Source organism: uncultured Pedobacter sp., assembly GCF_913776295.1.
In the GTDB taxonomy this organism is placed as follows: domain Bacteria; phylum Bacteroidota; class Bacteroidia; order Sphingobacteriales; family Sphingobacteriaceae; genus Pedobacter.
In genome coordinates, this window is sequence record NZ_CAJYOJ010000015.1 from 61,728 (window position 1) to 79,217 (window position 17,490).

11 protein-coding genes are annotated in these 17,490 nt (G+C 40.3%); 8 read left to right on the forward strand and 3 right to left on the reverse strand.

Annotation, left to right across the window (positions count from 1 at the left end; translation table 11 throughout):
• Nucleotides 1-5: 5 nt before the first annotated feature.
• A complete protein-coding gene (locus QZ738_RS03330; protein WP_293784550.1) occupies nt 6-884 on the reverse strand; it encodes a TraB/GumN family protein in 879 nt (292 codons plus the stop codon).
• Nucleotides 885-1,001: 117 nt separating this feature from the next.
• Between QZ738_RS03330 and QZ738_RS03335 the strand changes: the two genes are divergently transcribed.
• From QZ738_RS03335 to QZ738_RS03355, 5 genes are all read left to right on the forward strand, one after another.
• Nucleotides 1,002-2,543, forward strand: a complete 1,542-nt coding sequence (locus tag QZ738_RS03335; RefSeq protein WP_293784552.1) for an aldehyde dehydrogenase family protein — start codon at nt 1,002-1,004, stop codon at nt 2,541-2,543.
• A 406-nt stretch (nt 2,544-2,949) separates the two neighbouring features.
• Nucleotides 2,950-5,760: a TonB-dependent receptor gene (locus tag QZ738_RS03340; RefSeq protein ID WP_293784554.1), complete on the forward strand. Its 2,811-nt coding sequence runs from the start codon at nt 2,950-2,952 to the stop codon at nt 5,758-5,760.
• Between the two features lie 54 nt (nt 5,761-5,814).
• Complete coding sequence (locus QZ738_RS03345) at nt 5,815-6,588, forward strand: GLPGLI family protein (protein ID WP_293784556.1); 774 nt, start codon at nt 5,815-5,817, stop codon at nt 6,586-6,588.
• Between the two features lie 107 nt (nt 6,589-6,695).
• The gene (locus QZ738_RS03350) at nt 6,696-7,265 is read left to right on the forward strand and encodes a Crp/Fnr family transcriptional regulator (protein WP_293784559.1); all 570 of its coding nucleotides are present in this window, start codon (nt 6,696-6,698) and stop codon (nt 7,263-7,265) included.
• A 277-nt stretch (nt 7,266-7,542) separates the two neighbouring features.
• A complete protein-coding gene (locus QZ738_RS03355; RefSeq protein ID WP_293784561.1) occupies nt 7,543-7,977 on the forward strand; it encodes a carboxymuconolactone decarboxylase family protein in 435 nt (144 codons plus the stop codon).
• A 100-nt stretch (nt 7,978-8,077) separates the two neighbouring features.
• On the opposite strand, the gene QZ738_RS03360 is transcribed toward QZ738_RS03355, so the two are convergent.
• Both QZ738_RS03360 and QZ738_RS03365 read right to left on the reverse strand, forming a co-directional pair.
• Nucleotides 8,078-9,262: a class I SAM-dependent rRNA methyltransferase gene (locus QZ738_RS03360; RefSeq protein WP_293784563.1), complete on the reverse strand. Its 1,185-nt coding sequence runs from the start codon at nt 9,260-9,262 to the stop codon at nt 8,078-8,080.
• 101 nt (nt 9,263-9,363) lie between these two features.
• A complete protein-coding gene (locus tag QZ738_RS03365) occupies nt 9,364-10,380 on the reverse strand; it encodes a LacI family DNA-binding transcriptional regulator (RefSeq protein WP_293784566.1) in 1,017 nt (338 codons plus the stop codon).
• 262 nt (nt 10,381-10,642) lie between these two features.
• On the opposite strand from QZ738_RS03365, the gene QZ738_RS03370 reads away from it, so the two are divergent.
• From QZ738_RS03370 to QZ738_RS03380, 3 genes are read left to right on the forward strand one after another with little or no spacing between them, the layout of a single operon-like run.
• Nucleotides 10,643-13,825: a TonB-dependent receptor gene (locus tag QZ738_RS03370; protein ID WP_293784569.1), complete on the forward strand. Its 3,183-nt coding sequence runs from the start codon at nt 10,643-10,645 to the stop codon at nt 13,823-13,825.
• Between the two features lie 22 nt (nt 13,826-13,847).
• On the forward strand, nt 13,848-15,644 hold the full coding sequence (locus QZ738_RS03375) for a RagB/SusD family nutrient uptake outer membrane protein (protein WP_293784572.1): 1,797 nt from the start codon (nt 13,848-13,850) through the stop codon (nt 15,642-15,644).
• A gap of 10 nt (nt 15,645-15,654) precedes the next feature.
• Nucleotides 15,655-17,217: a DUF4957 domain-containing protein gene (locus QZ738_RS03380; RefSeq protein ID WP_293784575.1), complete on the forward strand. Its 1,563-nt coding sequence runs from the start codon at nt 15,655-15,657 to the stop codon at nt 17,215-17,217.
• Nucleotides 17,218-17,490 lie beyond the last annotated feature (273 nt).

Below are 17,490 nucleotides of genomic sequence, written 5' to 3' on the forward strand. Positions count from 1 at the left end.
CTCGTCTATTTCGTTGCTATCGGTTTTAAGGTATAACCTTTAACTTGCAACCCTTTTATCAGTCCCTCTGTTCCCACCAAATGGCCAGCGCCAACCGCTATAAACAATGATTCTTTTTCCATCAGGGCAGGGAGTTGATCCAGCCAGCGCTGATTCCTGTTTTTGAGCATTTCGGTCATAAACTCTTTGGTTTCTTCGTCCTGTGTTTTAAAGAAATCGGTTAATTTATCGATATCCTGCGCCAGGTAATTGGCAGTTAGTTCTTTTAATTTTATCTTATTTTTATCTGATTCCCTGATTGATTTAAGCAAGGCTTTTTTCTGTTTTTGCAGGTCGTCATCAAATAACAGTGCACCCTGGTATTCGGCCGTTTCTAAACCATGTATGGATTTAGCGTTGTTTTTGGCATATTTCTGAAAGCTTTCGTCCAGGCTATTCGTCAGACTTCTCATTTCGGGGTTATCAAGAAGCATAACCAGCACGCCTACCATCGCTGGTTTAAACTTATTTAATTGCTTTAAGTTTACAGCCGGATTCCTGGCTTTAATATAATCGTCTACCTCTTTGTATTCGGCCGGAGTAAATAAACTATCCAGCGTATTGTCTTTCATCACTAAAAACCGCGCCATCCGCGCTTGCAAGGTGCCATCCATTACAATTTCACCCACTACCCCGTCCACCGATTTTAATTTCTCCTGTAAAATCTGCATCGTATCTGCAAACTGCTTATCGGTAAAATGATGTGTTCCAAATAAATAAGATGGTTTCTTTAACCCGTTTCCGGATACTTCCCAAAGCAGGGTGTTGGTCGCCTTTTTAGTTTGTGCGTTAAGGCTAAGCCCGAAGCCTAAAAGGGCAATAAATAATATTCTGAAGTTTTTCATTGAATAGTCGTATAGCGGTATCTTAGCCGAAGATATTAAGAATTGTGATAAAGTTAAGGGCCAAACGTAACCTGCTTTCCTTTATTTTTTCGTTTTTTTGTGTAAACCGATAGCGATATGACTACAGATATTCAATCTATTTTAAACAGATTAGGCGTAAAGGCGCAAAATGGAGCCTACAGTACCGGATGTAATTGGGGTGGAGCTGCAAATACGAAAACATTGGAAAGCTATTCTCCGGTTGATGGCCAGCTGATTGCTTCGGCTAAAGTTGCCAGCAACGCTGATTACGAAACTGTTGTAATGAAAGCACAGGAAGCTTTCAAAACCTGGCGTTTGGTTCCGGCTCCTAAAAGAGGGGAAATAGTGCGCCAGTTTGGCGATGCGTTACGTGAAAATAAAGAAGCTCTGGGTACCCTGGTCTCTTACGAAATGGGAAAAAGTTTACAGGAAGGTTTGGGTGAAGTACAGGAAATGATTGATATCTGTGATTTTGCAGTAGGTTTATCGAGGCAGCTGTATGGTTTAACTATGCACAGCGAGCGCCCGAGCCACCGCATGTACGAGCAATGGCATCCGCTGGGAATTGTAGGAATTATCTCTGCATTTAATTTTCCGGTAGCCGTATGGAGCTGGAACGCCGCCCTGGCTTTGGTTTGCGGCAACGTTTGCATCTGGAAACCATCAGAAAAAACACCTTTAACCGCCATAGCCTGCCAACATATTATAGCAAAGGTTTTTAAGGATAACGATATAGCCGAAGGCGTATGCAGCCTGGTTCTGGGGGATCGGGAAATTGGTGAATTGATGACCAATGATGGAAGGATTCCTTTAATTTCAGCAACCGGATCAACACGGATGGGCAAAGAAGTGGGGGCTGCTGTGGGCGCAAGGCTAGGAAAAAGCCTGTTGGAACTTGGTGGCAACAATGCGATTATTATTTCAGAACACGCAGATCTAGACATGAGTTTAATCGGTGCGGTATTTGGTGCGGTTGGTACAGCAGGCCAGCGATGTACGTCAACCAGAAGGTTAATTATTCACGAAAGTGTATATGATGCCTTTACCGCGAAACTGGTTAACGCTTATGCACAGTTGCGCATTGGTAATCCCTTAGATCAGAATAACCACGTAGGACCATTGATTGATACCGGGGCGGTTGCAGCCTACTTAGATTCGATCGCTAAATGCCAGGCCGAAGGCGGCCATTTTTTGGTAGAAGGTGGCGTTTTAGCCGGCGATGACTATACAAGCGGATGTTACGTAAAACCATGCATTGCAGAGGTTCAGAATGATTACAAAATTGTTCAGCATGAAACGTTTGCCCCGATTTTGTATCTGATTAAATATAAAACATTAGAGGAGGCCATTGCCTTACAAAATGCGGTTCCGCAAGGGTTATCATCGGCCATTATGACCCTGAATTTGAGGGAAGCAGAGCTGTTTTTATCAGCCAGGGGATCTGATTGTGGCATAGCCAATGTAAATATCGGCACATCAGGCGCTGAAATCGGCGGTGCTTTTGGCGGCGAGAAAGAAACAGGTGGCGGGCGTGAAAGTGGATCGGATGCCTGGAAAGCTTACATGCGGAGGCAAACCAACACCATCAATTATTCAAATACCCTGCCTCTGGCTCAGGGTATTAAATTTGATCTTTAATTAGCTATTGGTCAGAATTTGAAATGGTAAAAATCCTCTTCATTTGTAACAAGGATGGATGAGAAGCGCGCTTCCAGCACAAATGTTTTTTCTGTTTGTCAGTGTTAGAAATCCTAGCTAACCAGATTTCTTATCTGCATTAAAAAATGCAGCACTTACCTATTCTATTTTAAACTAGGGCCATACAAACCGAAAGCCCTGACCAGCTACAACGCTAAGCTTGAGTAAGCAGATAACTTTCTAAAATTAGAGTAAAGCCTTTGGAGAGATGGTCATTCATTCGGTTTTTAATAAAAAAGATTTTTAGATGCTGCCATCAAGAATATTTTTTTGTTAAAAAAGGTTAAAACACTTTTATTAACTAATCAATTAGTTTATTTTTGGTGAACCAAACCAAATTCTATCTATGAAACGTTTACTGCTCTCGCTGTGCCTATTTCTTTTCATCACCACTTATTCCAAAGCGCAGGGTCTTCACAGCATTAAAGGCCGAACAATTGACACCGCATCTACAACGCTTTTATCAGGAGCATCAATAGCCATTTTAAATGCAAAAGATTCTACTTTGGTAAAATTTACACGCTCCACAGAAAATGGATCGTTTGAACTGAACGGGATCAAAAACGGCAAGTTTATCTTATTGGTTTCCTATCCGAAATATGCTGATTTTGTAGACCATTTCACCCTCGATTCTACCACCCAGGTAAAAGATTATGGCAAAATTAACCTTACCGGAATGGCTAAAATATTAGCGGATGTAATTATTAAGGGAGAAAAAGCCGCTATTAAAATTAAGGGCGATACGACAGAATTTAATGCTTCAAGTTACCATATTCAACCCAACGATAAGGTAGAAGATCTGTTAAAGAAGCTACCCGGCATGCAGGTAGATAAAAATGGAAAGATAACCGCCCAGGGTAAAACTGTACCTAAAGTACTGGTGGATGGTGAAGAGTTTTTTGGTGATGATCCAACCCTGGTGACCAAAAATTTGAGAGCAGATATGGTAGATAAGGTACAACTTTACGAAAAATCAAGTGACCAGGCGGCATTTACCGGAGTTGATGACGGGCAGAAAACACAGACCATCAATATTAAACTAAAAGAAGATAAAAAAAGCGGTTATTTCGGAAAAGTTGATGCGGGTTATGGTACGCACGATTTTTATAAGGGCCAGGTATTGTTCAATCGTTTTAAAGCAAAACAGAAGTTTTCTGTTTATGGCACAGCTGGCAATAATGGTACAACGGGACTAAGCTGGCAGGACAATAATAAACTGGGTACAGGAAACGACAATATGCAAATGGGCGATGACGGAAGTATCTGGTTTAGCTATGGTGGTGGAGATGAAATGGAAAGTGGTAATTATTATGGAGAGGGTATACCAAGGGCAATAACGGGGGGTGCACATTATGATAATAAATGGAACAATGATAAGGAAACGATTAATACCAATTATAAACTGGGTGCTTTAGGTATTAAAACTACCAAAAATACCATCAGCCAAAATAATTTACCAGATGGGATTATCAATACCACCACAGATGAAAATTCTGACCGGAATGTATTCAGGCAAAAACTGGATGCCACTTACACCGTGAAGTTGGATACTACAAGTAATTTAAAGGTATCTGTGGATGGGATGCTCAAAAACAGCGACAATACTTCTAGTTCAAAAAGTGAGGGATTAAGAGGCGACAACTCTAAATTAAATAGTAATGACCAGAAGAATAGCAATGATGGTAAAGAGCAAAATTTTAACATCTCTGCACTTTATACCAAGAAGCTTAAAAAACCCGGGCGTAATTATTCGGTTAACATCAGCCAAAAGATTAACCAGATCAACAGTGAAGGTTTTTTATATTCGGATGTAAAGTATTTTGATGAGGCCGGTGTAAAAAAAGGTGGTGAACTAACCGATCAATTTAAAACGAACAGTACCCGTAATGCTGTCCTTAGCACTAATTTAACCTATAACGAGCCACTGAGCAAGTCGTTAGCTTTAGTTTTGAATTATGGATTTGGTCTTAATGACAGCCGATCTGACCGCAAATCCTTTAATCAATCTACACCAGGAAATTACAATGTGTTGGATAAAGAATTTAGTAATGATTTTAAAGCCACACAATACATCAATCAGGGTGGAGCCGTTTTTAATTATAAAACCACAAAAACAACCATTAGTTTAGGAAGTAAGTTAAGTGCTGTCAATTTCGATCAGCTGGAGCAGCTTTCCGGTCAGCGTTATAAACGAAATTTTGTTAACTGGTTGCCACAGGCCAGTTATCAGTATAAATTCTCTGCACAAAAATCTTTCCGCATCGGCTATAACGGAAACACCAACCAACCAACGGTAGACCAGTTGCAGCCTGTAAAAGTAAATGATAATCCACTGTATCAACCTTTAGGCAATCCTAACCTGGCCCCATCATTTAATAGCCGCGTTAATGCAAGTTATAATTCTTATAAAGTTTTAAGCCAGCAATCAATATACATAAGCGGCGGTTTCGGGTTTGTGAATAAAGCCATTGTTAGCAATACACAAACTGATAGCACTGGAAAAACAATTGCCCAGTCTGTTAATCTCTCCGGAAAAACACCCATCAATTACAATATCTACAGTAGCATCAACAGAAAGCTGAAATTTTTATTTGATTCCGATATAGGCTTAAGTTTAAATGCAGGTGGTAGTACCGGTTACAGTTATGTAAAAAGTCAGTTCAGCAATGAGGTAGAATTAAACCAGATAGTGAACACCAATTTTAGTCCTTCATTAAATATTAACCGATACAAAGATAAAAGTGAAATCTATTTGAGTTTCGGCCCCAGCTATAATGCACAGGTTGCTTCGTTACAAAAAGAACGGTCTAATAAAGGATGGGGCTTGCAGGGTTGGGGAGGCATGAGCTTTACTTTGCCGAAGAAAATCAAACTCCAGGCCGATGGCGAATATACCTATACTCCAAAATCGCAGGCATTTAACACCAGTTTTGAGCAGATTATCATTAATGCTTCGATTACAAAATCGTTCTTTAAAAAGGAAGATTTGAAATTCACCGTTCGTGGCAACGATTTATTTAACCAAAACCGAGGCTTCAGGCGATCTGCTTATTCAAATATGATTACCCAAACCAATTACAATAATATCAGCCGGTACTTTATGTTTTCTTTAGTTTGGGATTTTAATAAAATGGGTGGAGGAGCACCTCAGAAATAATTTGCATCGCTATCATAGAAACAATATAAAACAGATCTTTTAAAAAAAAATTAAATGAAACTGAAATACGCTATACTCATGCTTATTTGCACCATAAATTATGCAATGGCACAAAATGCCAGGTTTGTACACCAGGGGATTATTGAATTTGAAAAGAAGATCAATATATATGCTTTGCTTAAAGATCAGGCAAAGCGCTACCCTGACAATTTTTGGAGTGCCCAGGCTTTAGAACAATATCAAAAAAATAATCCGCAGTTTAAAACATTAAAAAGCGAGCTTGTTTTTAAAAATGAACAAACACTCTTTACTCCATTTGCGGATGAAAGCACCACTAACAGTTGGGCCAACAATTTTGCATCCGCTAAACAGAGTAACATTATATTAACAAATTTAAAGACGGGTACGAGCATCAATCAAAAATCAGTTTACGAAGAAACCTACCTCGTCAAAGATTCCATCCGTAAGATAAACTGGAAAATAACGGACGAATTCAGAAACATTGCTGGTTACGATTGCCGCAGGGCAAATGCTTTGATAATGGACTCGATCTATGTGGTCGCTTTTTATACAGAAAGCATTCCGGTATCAGGAGGGCCAGAAACTTTTAATGGGTTACCAGGTATGATATTGGGTATAGCATTGCCCCGCGAGCATATTACCTGGTTTGCTACCGCGGTAAAAGATGTAGAAATAGCTGATGCCAGACTTAAAGCACCAGCCAAAGGAAAACCTGTGAATAAAAAGCAACTGAGCGATATTTTAAAGGGGGCATTAAAAGATTGGGGCAACTATGCAAACGATATTTTGAAAGCTGCAGATATGTAAGCCGTTAAAGATTTACAGGATTTTGCTTATGCTTTAAACTTTATCCTCAATTGAATTGAGCTGAATCCTGGTGGTTATCCTTATTTTCGCATAGTCAATAATCAGCCATGTGTAGCGCACTTTATCAACACATTAATAAATTTATAGATCTGAATAAAGATGAACAGGAAGTTCTGGCGTCATTTCTCCAGTCTTTTTCAGTTAAAAAGAAAGCTTTTTTGTTAGAACAGGGGCAAAAATGCAGTGCAAATTATTTTGTTGTAAAAGGTTGCCTGAGGCTTTATTTTATTGATATAAAGGGAGCTGAACAGACCACTCAATTTGCTATCGAAAACTGGTGGATTACCGACCTGACCAGCTTTCTTTTTAAAGAACAGTCTGAATTTTTTATACAGGCTGCGGAACCAACTGAAGTGATCGCCATTGAAAGCCATCACTATGATGAAATGTTCCTTAAATTGCCCAAACTGGAGCGGTATTTTAGGTTGATCCTTCAAAAAAATCATCAGGCCTCGCAAAGAAGGATCAAATTTCTATACAGCCAAACAGCAGAAGAACGATACTGCAATTTTAACCATTTGTTTCCGGAATTTGTACAGCGTGTGCCTCAGTATATGCTGGCCTCTTATCTGGGTTTTACCCCGGAGTTTTTAAGTAAAATCAGGGCGAAGAGGTGATTTGCTGCTTTTTAACCAGGAAGCACACGGAGTATGACACAAAGCAAACTAAGTTGGGGGTATTATAAATTCACTCAGTGCCACTCTGTGAAAACCTCTTTTTCCCCGAGGGTTAATTTGTAAATGAAGTAGGCTGTAAGATTAGAGGCATGTCTCTACGCTCTGCGCAAAACCTGGCGTACTTTGCGGTTCATGATCAATTTCATTTCTTAAACTACATTAAGTTTTTTCGGAAACGGAATCGGGACCTTTACGTCTTAATCTAAAAACAAATAAAATGGAAAGTAGAATTGATATCAAAAATGTAGAACCTGCAGCTTACCAGGCTATGTATGGTTTGGAGAAATATTTATCAAACAGCAAACTCGATCCAATCCTTCTGGAATTGATTAAAATGCGTGCATCGCAAATTAACGGCTGTGCATTTTGCTTAAATATGCACGCAACAGACGCCCGTAAAATAGGTGAGACTGAACAGCGTTTGTACTTGTTAAATGCATGGCGGGAAACTACTCTGTTCACACCACAGGAGGAAGCCGTTTTAGCTTTAACGGAAGAAGTGACCTTAATCAGCAACCATGTTTCTGATGCAACTTATCAGAAAGCGGCAGACTTTTTTAATGAACAGGAATTAGCGCAGCTGATTATGGCCATAGTAACTATTAATGCCTGGAACCGATTGGCCATCACCGCGAAAGTAATTGTTGGATAACCAGGTATTGATTTCAATTTACTACTAAGACACCTAATGCCGGTTATATTCAAAGTAATCTCAGGCTGCTTGTCTTAGTAGTTAAAATAGTTTGCATGACTTAAAGCACTCTTAACAACAATCCTTTTAGATATTCTCCTTCAGGAAAGGAAATCCGTACGGGATGATCTTCTGGCTGGCAGAATTGTTTTATAATCTGCACTTCTTTGCCTGCATCCAGTGCTGCCCAGGCAATAATTTGCTTGAAGGTTTCGATATCAACGGCACCAGAGCAAGAGAAAGTTGCCAGGAGCCCACCTTTTTCCAGCAATAGCATACCCAAGCGGTTTAAATCTTTATAGGCTCTTGCTGCGCGATCCAATGCCGAACGCGACGGAGCATATTTGGGTGGATCAAGCACAATCACATCAAAACATTCGCCAGCTTCTTTAAAAGCCCTGAGTTGTTTATTCACATCCGACTGGATAGCTGTTAATTTATCGCCATTAAATTGGTTGAGCGCAACATTTTGTTTTAGGGTTTCAACTGCTAAACCAGAACTATCTACGCTGGTAACACTAGCGGCCCCATTTGCCAGGCTATTTAGGCTGAAACCACCACTGTAGCTAAAGCAGTCTAGAACCTTTTTGTCTTTTGTATAACTGGCTAAAATGTGTCTGTTATCACGCTGATCGCAATAAAAACCAGATTTTTGTCCTTCTGCAATATTAATATGGTAAATAATCCCGTTCTCCTTTACCTCTAGAAATTCTGGTGGATTTTCGCCCCAGAGCAATCCATTCTCAACAGGTAAACCCTCGTGCGTGCGTGCAGTAGCATCGCTTTTATCGAATATTCCTTTTGGATTTAATTCAGTTTTTAAAATCTCTACGATTTCCGCCTTTACTTTCTCTATTCCGGAACTTAAAATCTGAAGAGAAAGAAAATCGGCATATTGATCAACGATTAAACCTGGAAGAAAATCAGCTTCACTAAAAACCAAACGACAGGTATTGGTCTGCTCATTTAAAATAAACCCGCGTGAAGCAATGGCTTGTTTTAAACGTTTTTGATACCAGCTTCTATCGATGGTTTGCGTCTCGTCCCATTCTAAAAGGCGGACAGCCACGCGCGAATTGCTATTGAAATATCCATAGGCCAGAAATTCATGATCAAAAGCAAAAACTTTTACAACATCACCATCTCCCGGTTTTCCCTTAACTTTTTCCAATGCGCCAGAAAATACCCATGGGTGTCGTTGTAATGCCGCTTTTTCCTTGCCCTTTTTTAATATGATTTCTACCATGTTGCAAAGGTAATAATTAGTTTGGAGTTGAGCGTTGGGAGCATGTCGTTCGGCGCTTAGCGATAAACGTTCCATAAGCGCTATATAACCTGCGCAACCGCTTAGCGTTTCGCCATACGTACCAATTCCGTATCTAAAACCTTTGTTTCGAACTCAGTAACAGGCCTTTTAGCTTCAATCATCGAAATTAGCAATTCGGTAGCTACCTGTCCCATTTCAAATGCAGGCTGTTTTACTGAGGTTAAGGAAGGCGAAAACAATTCAACCAGATTGGAATTGGTAAAGCCTGCAATGGCAATCTGATGCGCTACCTCAGGATTGGTTTTTTTTAGGGCCATGATACAGCCTGTGGTCAAGCGGTCGCTGGCGATGAAAATCCCATCAGGCTTAAGCGGTAACAGTTCTTTAACTGCTTGTTCCAGTTCGGCACTATGCATGCCGCCATGTTGGCAATATTTCACCAGTTCAGGCCTAAATTCGATATGATATTTAGCTAAAGCCGCCTGATAACCGGCCAGTCTTTCTTTCGTTATGGAGAGGTTCTCGGAATTGGTTAAATGGGCAATAGTCCTTTTTCCAGACAGGATGAGGTGTTCTGTAGCGTCAAACGAACCTTTAAAATTATTAGCAATTACTTTGTGCGTTTCAAAATCGCCAGGCACCCGATCAAAAAACACAATGGGTAAACCTTTAGCATACAATTGTCTTAAATAGTCAATATCCTGCGTTTCAGACGAAAGTGCAATCAGCAAACCATCAATAGAACGCGATGCCAGGTGCTCTACGTTTAGTTTTTCCTGCTTGTACGATTCATGACTTTGAGCAATAATCACATGATAATCTTTATCATAAGCGATTGATTCGATACCATTTATAACCTGCGAAAAAAAATTATTGGCAATTTCGCTCACAATAATGCCTATAGAATAACTGCGGCGTTCTTTTAAGCTGCGGGCAATAGGATTAGCGCGGTAATTAACCTTTTCGGCATAGGCTAAAACGAGTTTTTTGGTCTCTTCACTTATTTCGTAACGGTCTCTTAAAGCTCTGGAAACTGTGGATGTAGACAGTCCGAGGGCTTTAGCAATATCCTTAATGGTAGATGTTTCAAATCTCATGTTCGTATTGCGTACAAGTTACAAAAAATATCTCTTAAGGTGGATTTACACCAGGAATTTAATAAACGTCAACATAACGTTTTTGGGAACGTTTGCACACTTTTTTAGTTAAATCTGATTTCAATTGCTTTTTAGTTTGTAAAATTGTTAACCTAATGTAACCAAATATAAACCAATTATAACATCTCGAAATAGAATTATATTCTATATGCAAGCGATTGCAACAGCTAAATAACCAAATCACTTCAATATCAATAACTTTATGAGCAGAGTTGTACTCTTTTTAGTATTTTTTTATTTTTTTGGATCTGCTGTAACGTACGCACAATCCAGACAGGTTACCGGGATCGTAAAAGATAAAAAAGATGGTCAGCCTATAGTTGGTGTCAGTGTTGCCATTGCCGGCAAAAAAAATGGAACAAGTACCGATACGAATGGGAATTTTAAGATCAGCATACCTTCAAATGGTGCGGTTTTAACTTTTACCTACATTGGCTATAAAACCAAAAATGTTGCTGTCACAAATGAAACTAAACTATCCGTAACTTTAGATGAGGATGCCAACAATCTTGAAGAAGTAACCGTTAATGTGGGTTACGGCATCGTGCGTAAAAAGGACTTAACCGGCGCTGTGGGTTCTATAGGAGCTGATGTTATTGCTGCAGCCCCGGTATCTTCTCCGCTGGAAGCCATACAAGGCCGTGTAGCCGGTATTAACATTTCATCAACGGAAGGTTCGCCGGATGCACAGATCAATGTAAGGGTAAGAGGAGGTGGATCTATTACAGGAGATAACTCTCCACTTTATATCGTTGATGGCTTTCCGGTAACTTCAATAGCCGATATTGCGCCACAGGATATCGAATCCATTGATGTATTAAAAGATGCATCATCAACAGCCATATACGGCTCAAGAGGGGCCAATGGTGTAATATTGGTTACCACCAAAAACAGTAAAGACGGAAAAACCAATATTACCTATAATGTGTTCGGGGGAACAAGAAAATTAGCTAAAAAACTGGGCGTGCTATCCGCTTCGGACTATGTACACTGGCAATACGAACGTGCATTGTTGGATGGTTCATTAACAGATTACACACAATATTTTGGAAATTACCAGGATATAGATTTATATGACAACATTGCTGAAAACGATTGGCAAGACCTTGTATTTGGACGTACCGGAGCAACTTTTAACCAGAATTTAAGCATCACAGGCGGAAGCGACAAAACCAAATACAGCCTAAGCCATAGCTTTGTTACCGACAAGGCCATTATGCAAATGTCTGATTTCAAGCGTCAGAATATTAATTTTAAACTTAATCATAAGCTGTACGATGCCTTAACCCTAGATTTTGGTTTTCGCTATGCGGACACCAAAACAAATGGCGGTGGGACAAATGAGCAAAATGAAAAGTCATCTGCAGATTCCCGACTGAAGTATGCCATCTTATACCCATCGTTTCCGGTACCCGGACTAACTGCATCAACAGATACCAATGATGAATTTAACTTATACAACCCCTTGGTAGCCATTTCTGATAATGATCAGTATGCGCACCGTAAAACCTATAATATTAACGGGGCAGCAACCTACGAAATCATTGATAATTTAAAAATTCGGTCTGAAGTGGGTTACGACGGATTTAGGAATGACCAGGACCGCTTTTATGGTATTACCACTTACTATATTAAAAACCTGGCCGATTATCCTAATCTCCCTGTACTGAATTCCATGAACATGACTAGAAATAGTTTCAGGAATACGAATACAATCAATTATAACTTCAATAAAATCCTTGGAAAAAGCCATAACCTGAATGTTTTATTAGGTCAGGAATTTATCAAAACGGAGCAGAATACCTTAACTACCGAAGTCCGTGGTTTTCCAAAAACATTTACATTCGACCAAACCAGGGTATTAACCACGCAGGGTAAAGCTTCTATAATAGATAACAATTTTTCACCGGATGATAAATTATTCTCGTTTTTCGGCAGAGCTAATTATGATTATAAAGGCAAATACCTGTTAAGCGCAACATTCAGGGCAGATGGTTCTTCAAAATTTTCTGCCGTAAACCACTGGGGTTATTTTCCGTCGGTTTCTGCAGGCTGGAGAATCTCTCAGGAAGACTTCATGAACAATACACAATCCTGGCTGACCGATTTAAAACTCAGGGGAAGTTATGGTGCTGCAGGTAACAACAATATTCCTCCCGGACAAATCACCCAATCTTTCCAAAATTATAACACCACCTGGATCAATGGATTCAACAATTATTGGGCGGCATCCAAAATCATGGCAAACCCCGATTTAAAGTGGGAAACAACGATTACCAGAAACATCGGGTTGGATTTTGCCTTATTCAACTCAAAAGTTACGGGAACAGTCGATGCTTACTTAAACAAAACAAAAGACCTTTTGATCTTATTCCCGGTTGGAGGTACAGGTTATGATGCACAGTACCGGAACCTGGGGCAAACACAGAATAAAGGTTTAGAATTTTCATTAAACTGGAACGCCGTAAAAGAGAAAAATTTCGACTTAACTGTCAACGCGAACATCAGCTTCAACCGCAATAAGGTTATTTCTTTAGGTTCAATTAAAAACATTAACGGTACTTCCGGATGGGCATCAACAGAAATTGGTGTAGATTATTTGGTGGAGGAGGGCGCATCAATTGGCCGTATTTACGGATACAAAAGCGCCGGCAGATATGAAGTATCTGATTTTACAGGATATAATGCCACAACCGGAAAATGGATATTAAAACCAGGCATAGTTGATGCGACCTCATTTGTAGGCACTGTACGCCCGGGCACAATGAAAATTGAAGACATTTCCGGAGATGGAAAGATTGATTTATCTGATCGATCGATTATCGGTAATACCAACCCGTTAAACACCGGTGGTTTCTCGCTTAATTCCAGAATTTACGACTTTGATTTTGGTGCATATTTTAACTGGAGTTATGGTAACGATGTGTATAATGCCAATAAAATCGAGTACACCTCTACCAGCAAATACGCTTCAAGAAACATGATCTCAGTTATGGAAAGTGGGCAGCGCTGGACAAATTTACGGGCAGACGGAACAATCAGTAACGATCCTGCTGAACTAAGCGCCATGAATGCAAACACCACCTTATGGTCGCCATATACCAGAACTTTTGTACTAAGCGATTGGGCCGTAGAAGATGGTTCATTTTTAAGGCTATCAACCCTCACGCTTGGTTATACCCTGCCGCAAAAAATATCGCGCAAATTAAAGATGAAAAAACTAAGATTTTATGCTTCTGCCTATAACGTGTGGTTATGGACCAATTATACTGGTTTCGACCCGGAAGTTTCCACCAGACGGAATACACCGCTCACACCTGGTGTTGATTACTCCGCTTACCCAAGAAGTAAATCTTACCTTTTCGGACTAAACGTTAATTTTTAGAAGACCATTCAATTTCAAAAAAATGAAAAAAGTTATATATACGTTATTTGTGATTGCAGGAATAACATTTGTGAGTAGCTGTAAAAAAACGTTGGATGCACCCACAAAATCTTCTTTAGATGAGTCTGTGATTTTCTCTACTCCAAGTTTGGCTGAAGGCTCTATCGCGGGTGTGCTTCAATCATTTGGGGAAACCAATTCATACAGGGGGCGTTTTTTAGTGTTCTATGGGCTTAATAACGATACGGAAGTATACAACACGTTGAAATCGGTTGATGATGACAAAGCCAAATTATCGAACTACAACTGTAATGTGAACAATAGCCAAATGAACACTACTGATAATGCATGGGCTAAATTTTACGAAGGGATTGAAAGGGCCAACCTGGCCATCAGGGGGATCAGAACCTATGGCAATATAGAAAGTAACCCTGCAATGGCACAAATCCTGGGTGAAATTTTAACACTAAGGGCTGTGATATACAACGACCTGATAAAAGGCTGGGGCGATGTACCGGCACGCTTTGAACCCATTACCACCGCAACAGCTTATTTGCCCCGAAGCGACCGTGATGTAATTTATAAACAATTGCTGGCTGATCTAAATGAAGCTGCAGGTTATCTGCCCTGGCCCGGTGAAAACACCACAACAGCGAGAGTTGAGCGGGTAAACAAGGCTTTTGCAAAAGGCTTGAGGGCGCGTTTGGCATTAGCCGCAGGTGGTTATGCGCAACGACTGGATGGAACCATAAAATTAAGTTCAGATCCTGAATTATCACATGATAAAATGTATGCCATTGCTAAAAAAGAGTGCCTGGAGATCATCAACAGTGGTAAATTAAGGCTCCTTGGATTTGAAGAAGTTTTTAGAAAACTGAACGAGGAAACCGGTGTGGCTGGTTTAGAATCGATGTGGGAAATTCCATTTAGCGATGGCCGGGGCCGTGTAATTTTTGATCTGGGCGTACGACATATTAAAACAGATCAATATACAGGGCAGAATAAAGGTGGAACTGACGGACCGAATCCAATTATGCTTTACGAGTATGATAATGATGATGTGCGTAGAGATGTTACCGTAGTACCTTATGAGTGGGACGGTGGCGATGGGACAAAAGGTGCTATACAGGTTCCTTCATCCCTTGGTCGTTTGTATTTCGGTAAATATCGTTACGAATGGATGAAAAGAAGGGTAACAGCAACCAACGATGATGGATTAAACTGGATGTACATGCGTTATGCCGATGTGGTACTCATGGCTGCAGAAGCCATTAACGATCTAGACGGGCCGGCAGCAGCGGCTCCATATCTAAAAATGATCAGAGACAGGGCATTCCCTACAGCGCCCGCAAAAGTTACCGCTTTTATGGCTACGGCAACCGCATCTAAATCGGCCTTTTTTGATGCCATCGTAAATGAAAGAGCCCTGGAATTTACAGGAGAAATGTTGAGAAAGAGCGACCTGATCCGTTGGAATTTGCTGGGTACCAAACTGGCTGAAGCCAAAACTAAATTGCAGCAACTGGAAAACAGACAGGGTAAGTATGCTGCCTTACCAAGCAAAATTTATTACAAGACTGCGGCCAATGGAGAAACTGTGGAAATTTACGGATTAAAATTTGGAGATACCGATGCACAGGGACTTGCTTTGGGTTACACCTCAAATAAAACCTGGACTATGGTTACGACGGGAGAAACGGTTTCATACTGGAATGCCCTTTATACAAAAGACCCCAACCTGCAGCAATACTGGCCAATATGGCAGGTGTTTTTAGATTCATCAAACGGAATGTTAAACAACAAGCCTTTAAACTTATAAATCAGCGGTTATGAAAAAGATTAATAAATATACATACACCTTCTTGCTCATGGCGACCGTTTGTTTATCGGCATGTAAAAATAATTTGGAAGAAATTACCAAACTTGAGGTGGACCGGGTTTTTTCCAGCCCGGGTTTAACAGCTACCATTGTAAATAAAACCGGGATTAAATTAACGTGGAACGCGGTACCGAATGCCTCATCTTATACCATTGAAGTATTTGATAATGCTGATTTCACAGGGACTCCTGTAAAATCGATTACCAGTATTACCGCTGCACAATTACCCTACACCGTAACCGGATTGATAGGTGATACCCAATATGCAATCAGGGTAAAAGGTGTAACTCCGGGTATTGCAGATTCCAAATGGGTAAGCACATCTGCCAAAACAGATACTGAACAGATTTTTCAAACGGTAAACCAAACCAAACTAACCGCTGGTTCCGTTGTGTTAAACTGGACACCCGGAGAAACTGCAACAACAATTACCATCTTACCGGGAAATATCACACATACTGTTACAGCAGCAGAGATCGCCGCCGGAGAGGCAACCATAACAGGCTTGACCGGAGAAACGGATTACTCGGCAAAATTACTGGCTGGTACAAAAGTTAGGGGAACGGCAACTTTTACCACTCTTTATAATTTTACAGGCGCCACAATGGTAAGTCCAACAGATAACCTGGCCACCCTGATTGCGAATGCCACTGCCGGAACAGTCTTTGGCCTCGCACCCGGAACATATACCGTTAATGCAGATGTTATTGCGTCTAAATCAATTACCATAAGAGGTACAAAACCAAACGACAGACCGATTATTAATGGCATGGTTCTGAGATTAAAGGCCAATGCAGGTTTAACGGTTAAAGATGTGGTACTCGATGGTACAGGTTCATTAAATGGGAATCAGGCTTTTATTTATGATGAGGCTTCTGATAATCCTTACGGCAATTTCGTGCTTGAAAATTCCGTTGTAAGAAATTATACCAAAGGGCTTTTCTATGTAAATATAAAAGCACTCATCGAATCGGTTACTTTTAAAGGAAATATCATCAATAACATTGAATGTAATGGTGGTGATTTTATCGATTTTAGATCCGGCCTGGCTAAAACATTAAATTTCAACAACAATACCGTTTATGCCTCTGTTTTAGCGAGAGATTTTATTAGAATGGACCCGGCAGGATCAACTAATTTCCCTACTCAAACAGCAATTATTACCGTTGCTACCAATACCTTAAATGGAATTAGCAATGGCGCTTCGAACAGGTTATTTTATGTCCGACTGGCCAAACATGAGATTTACTTTTTGAAAAATATTGTAGCCAATTCCGGAGGTATTTTAACCAATCAGCTTTCTACGAACATTGTAGCGGCCAATTTTACAGCGAATAACTACTTTGCTGCCCCAACTTTTATTTCGGGCAGTGCAACTGCCGGTGCTAAATACGATGCCGGAACATTTACGACGCTTAACCCTGGTTTTTCGTCTCCTGCTACGGGTAATTTTACCATCACTCAGCAGGATTTGAAAACAAACGGAATTGGCGACCCGAGGTGGAGAAACTAATAACCTTCTTTAGAAGAGGCTGTATCATGTTGTAATTTCACCACTAATTTGTCACGTTGAACCTGTCGAAACGCCTTAGAAACATTTCAAGAGGTCCTTCGACAAGCTACCATTGACGTTATTTTGTTATCATTTGATAGTTAGATACTTGTGCACAATGCATTTCCGTCTAACAAGGCCTTCGCACTGTGCCCCCGTTCTACTTAAGTCCGGCCTAACAAATTTTTCGGATTCCACTGACCGAGCCCTATTACTGGCTTTGAAAGAAAAATT

Excerpts from the sequence above, each read along its gene's own strand:
- QZ738_RS03380 (WP_293784575.1), top strand. The coding sequence starts at position 15,655 with ATGAAAAAGATTAATAAATATACATACACCTTCTTGCTCATGGCGACC.
- QZ738_RS03350 (WP_293784559.1), top strand. The coding sequence starts at position 6,696 with ATGTGTAGCGCACTTTATCAACACATTAATAAATTTATAGATCTGAAT.
- QZ738_RS03340 (WP_293784554.1), top strand. The coding sequence starts at position 2,950 with ATGAAACGTTTACTGCTCTCGCTGTGCCTATTTCTTTTCATCACCACT.
- QZ738_RS03335 (WP_293784552.1), top strand. The coding sequence starts at position 1,002 with ATGACTACAGATATTCAATCTATTTTAAACAGATTAGGCGTAAAGGCG.
- QZ738_RS03330 (WP_293784550.1), bottom strand. The coding sequence starts at position 884 with ATGAAAAACTTCAGAATATTATTTATTGCCCTTTTAGGCTTCGGGCTT.
- QZ738_RS03360 (WP_293784563.1), bottom strand. The coding sequence starts at position 9,262 with ATGGTAGAAATCATATTAAAAAAGGGCAAGGAAAAAGCGGCATTACAA.
- QZ738_RS03370 (WP_293784569.1), top strand. The coding sequence starts at position 10,643 with ATGAGCAGAGTTGTACTCTTTTTAGTATTTTTTTATTTTTTTGGATCT.
- QZ738_RS03375 (WP_293784572.1), top strand. The coding sequence starts at position 13,848 with ATGAAAAAAGTTATATATACGTTATTTGTGATTGCAGGAATAACATTT.
- QZ738_RS03345 (WP_293784556.1), top strand. The coding sequence starts at position 5,815 with ATGAAACTGAAATACGCTATACTCATGCTTATTTGCACCATAAATTAT.
- QZ738_RS03365 (WP_293784566.1), bottom strand. The coding sequence starts at position 10,380 with ATGAGATTTGAAACATCTACCATTAAGGATATTGCTAAAGCCCTCGGA.
- QZ738_RS03355 (WP_293784561.1), top strand. The coding sequence starts at position 7,543 with ATGGAAAGTAGAATTGATATCAAAAATGTAGAACCTGCAGCTTACCAG.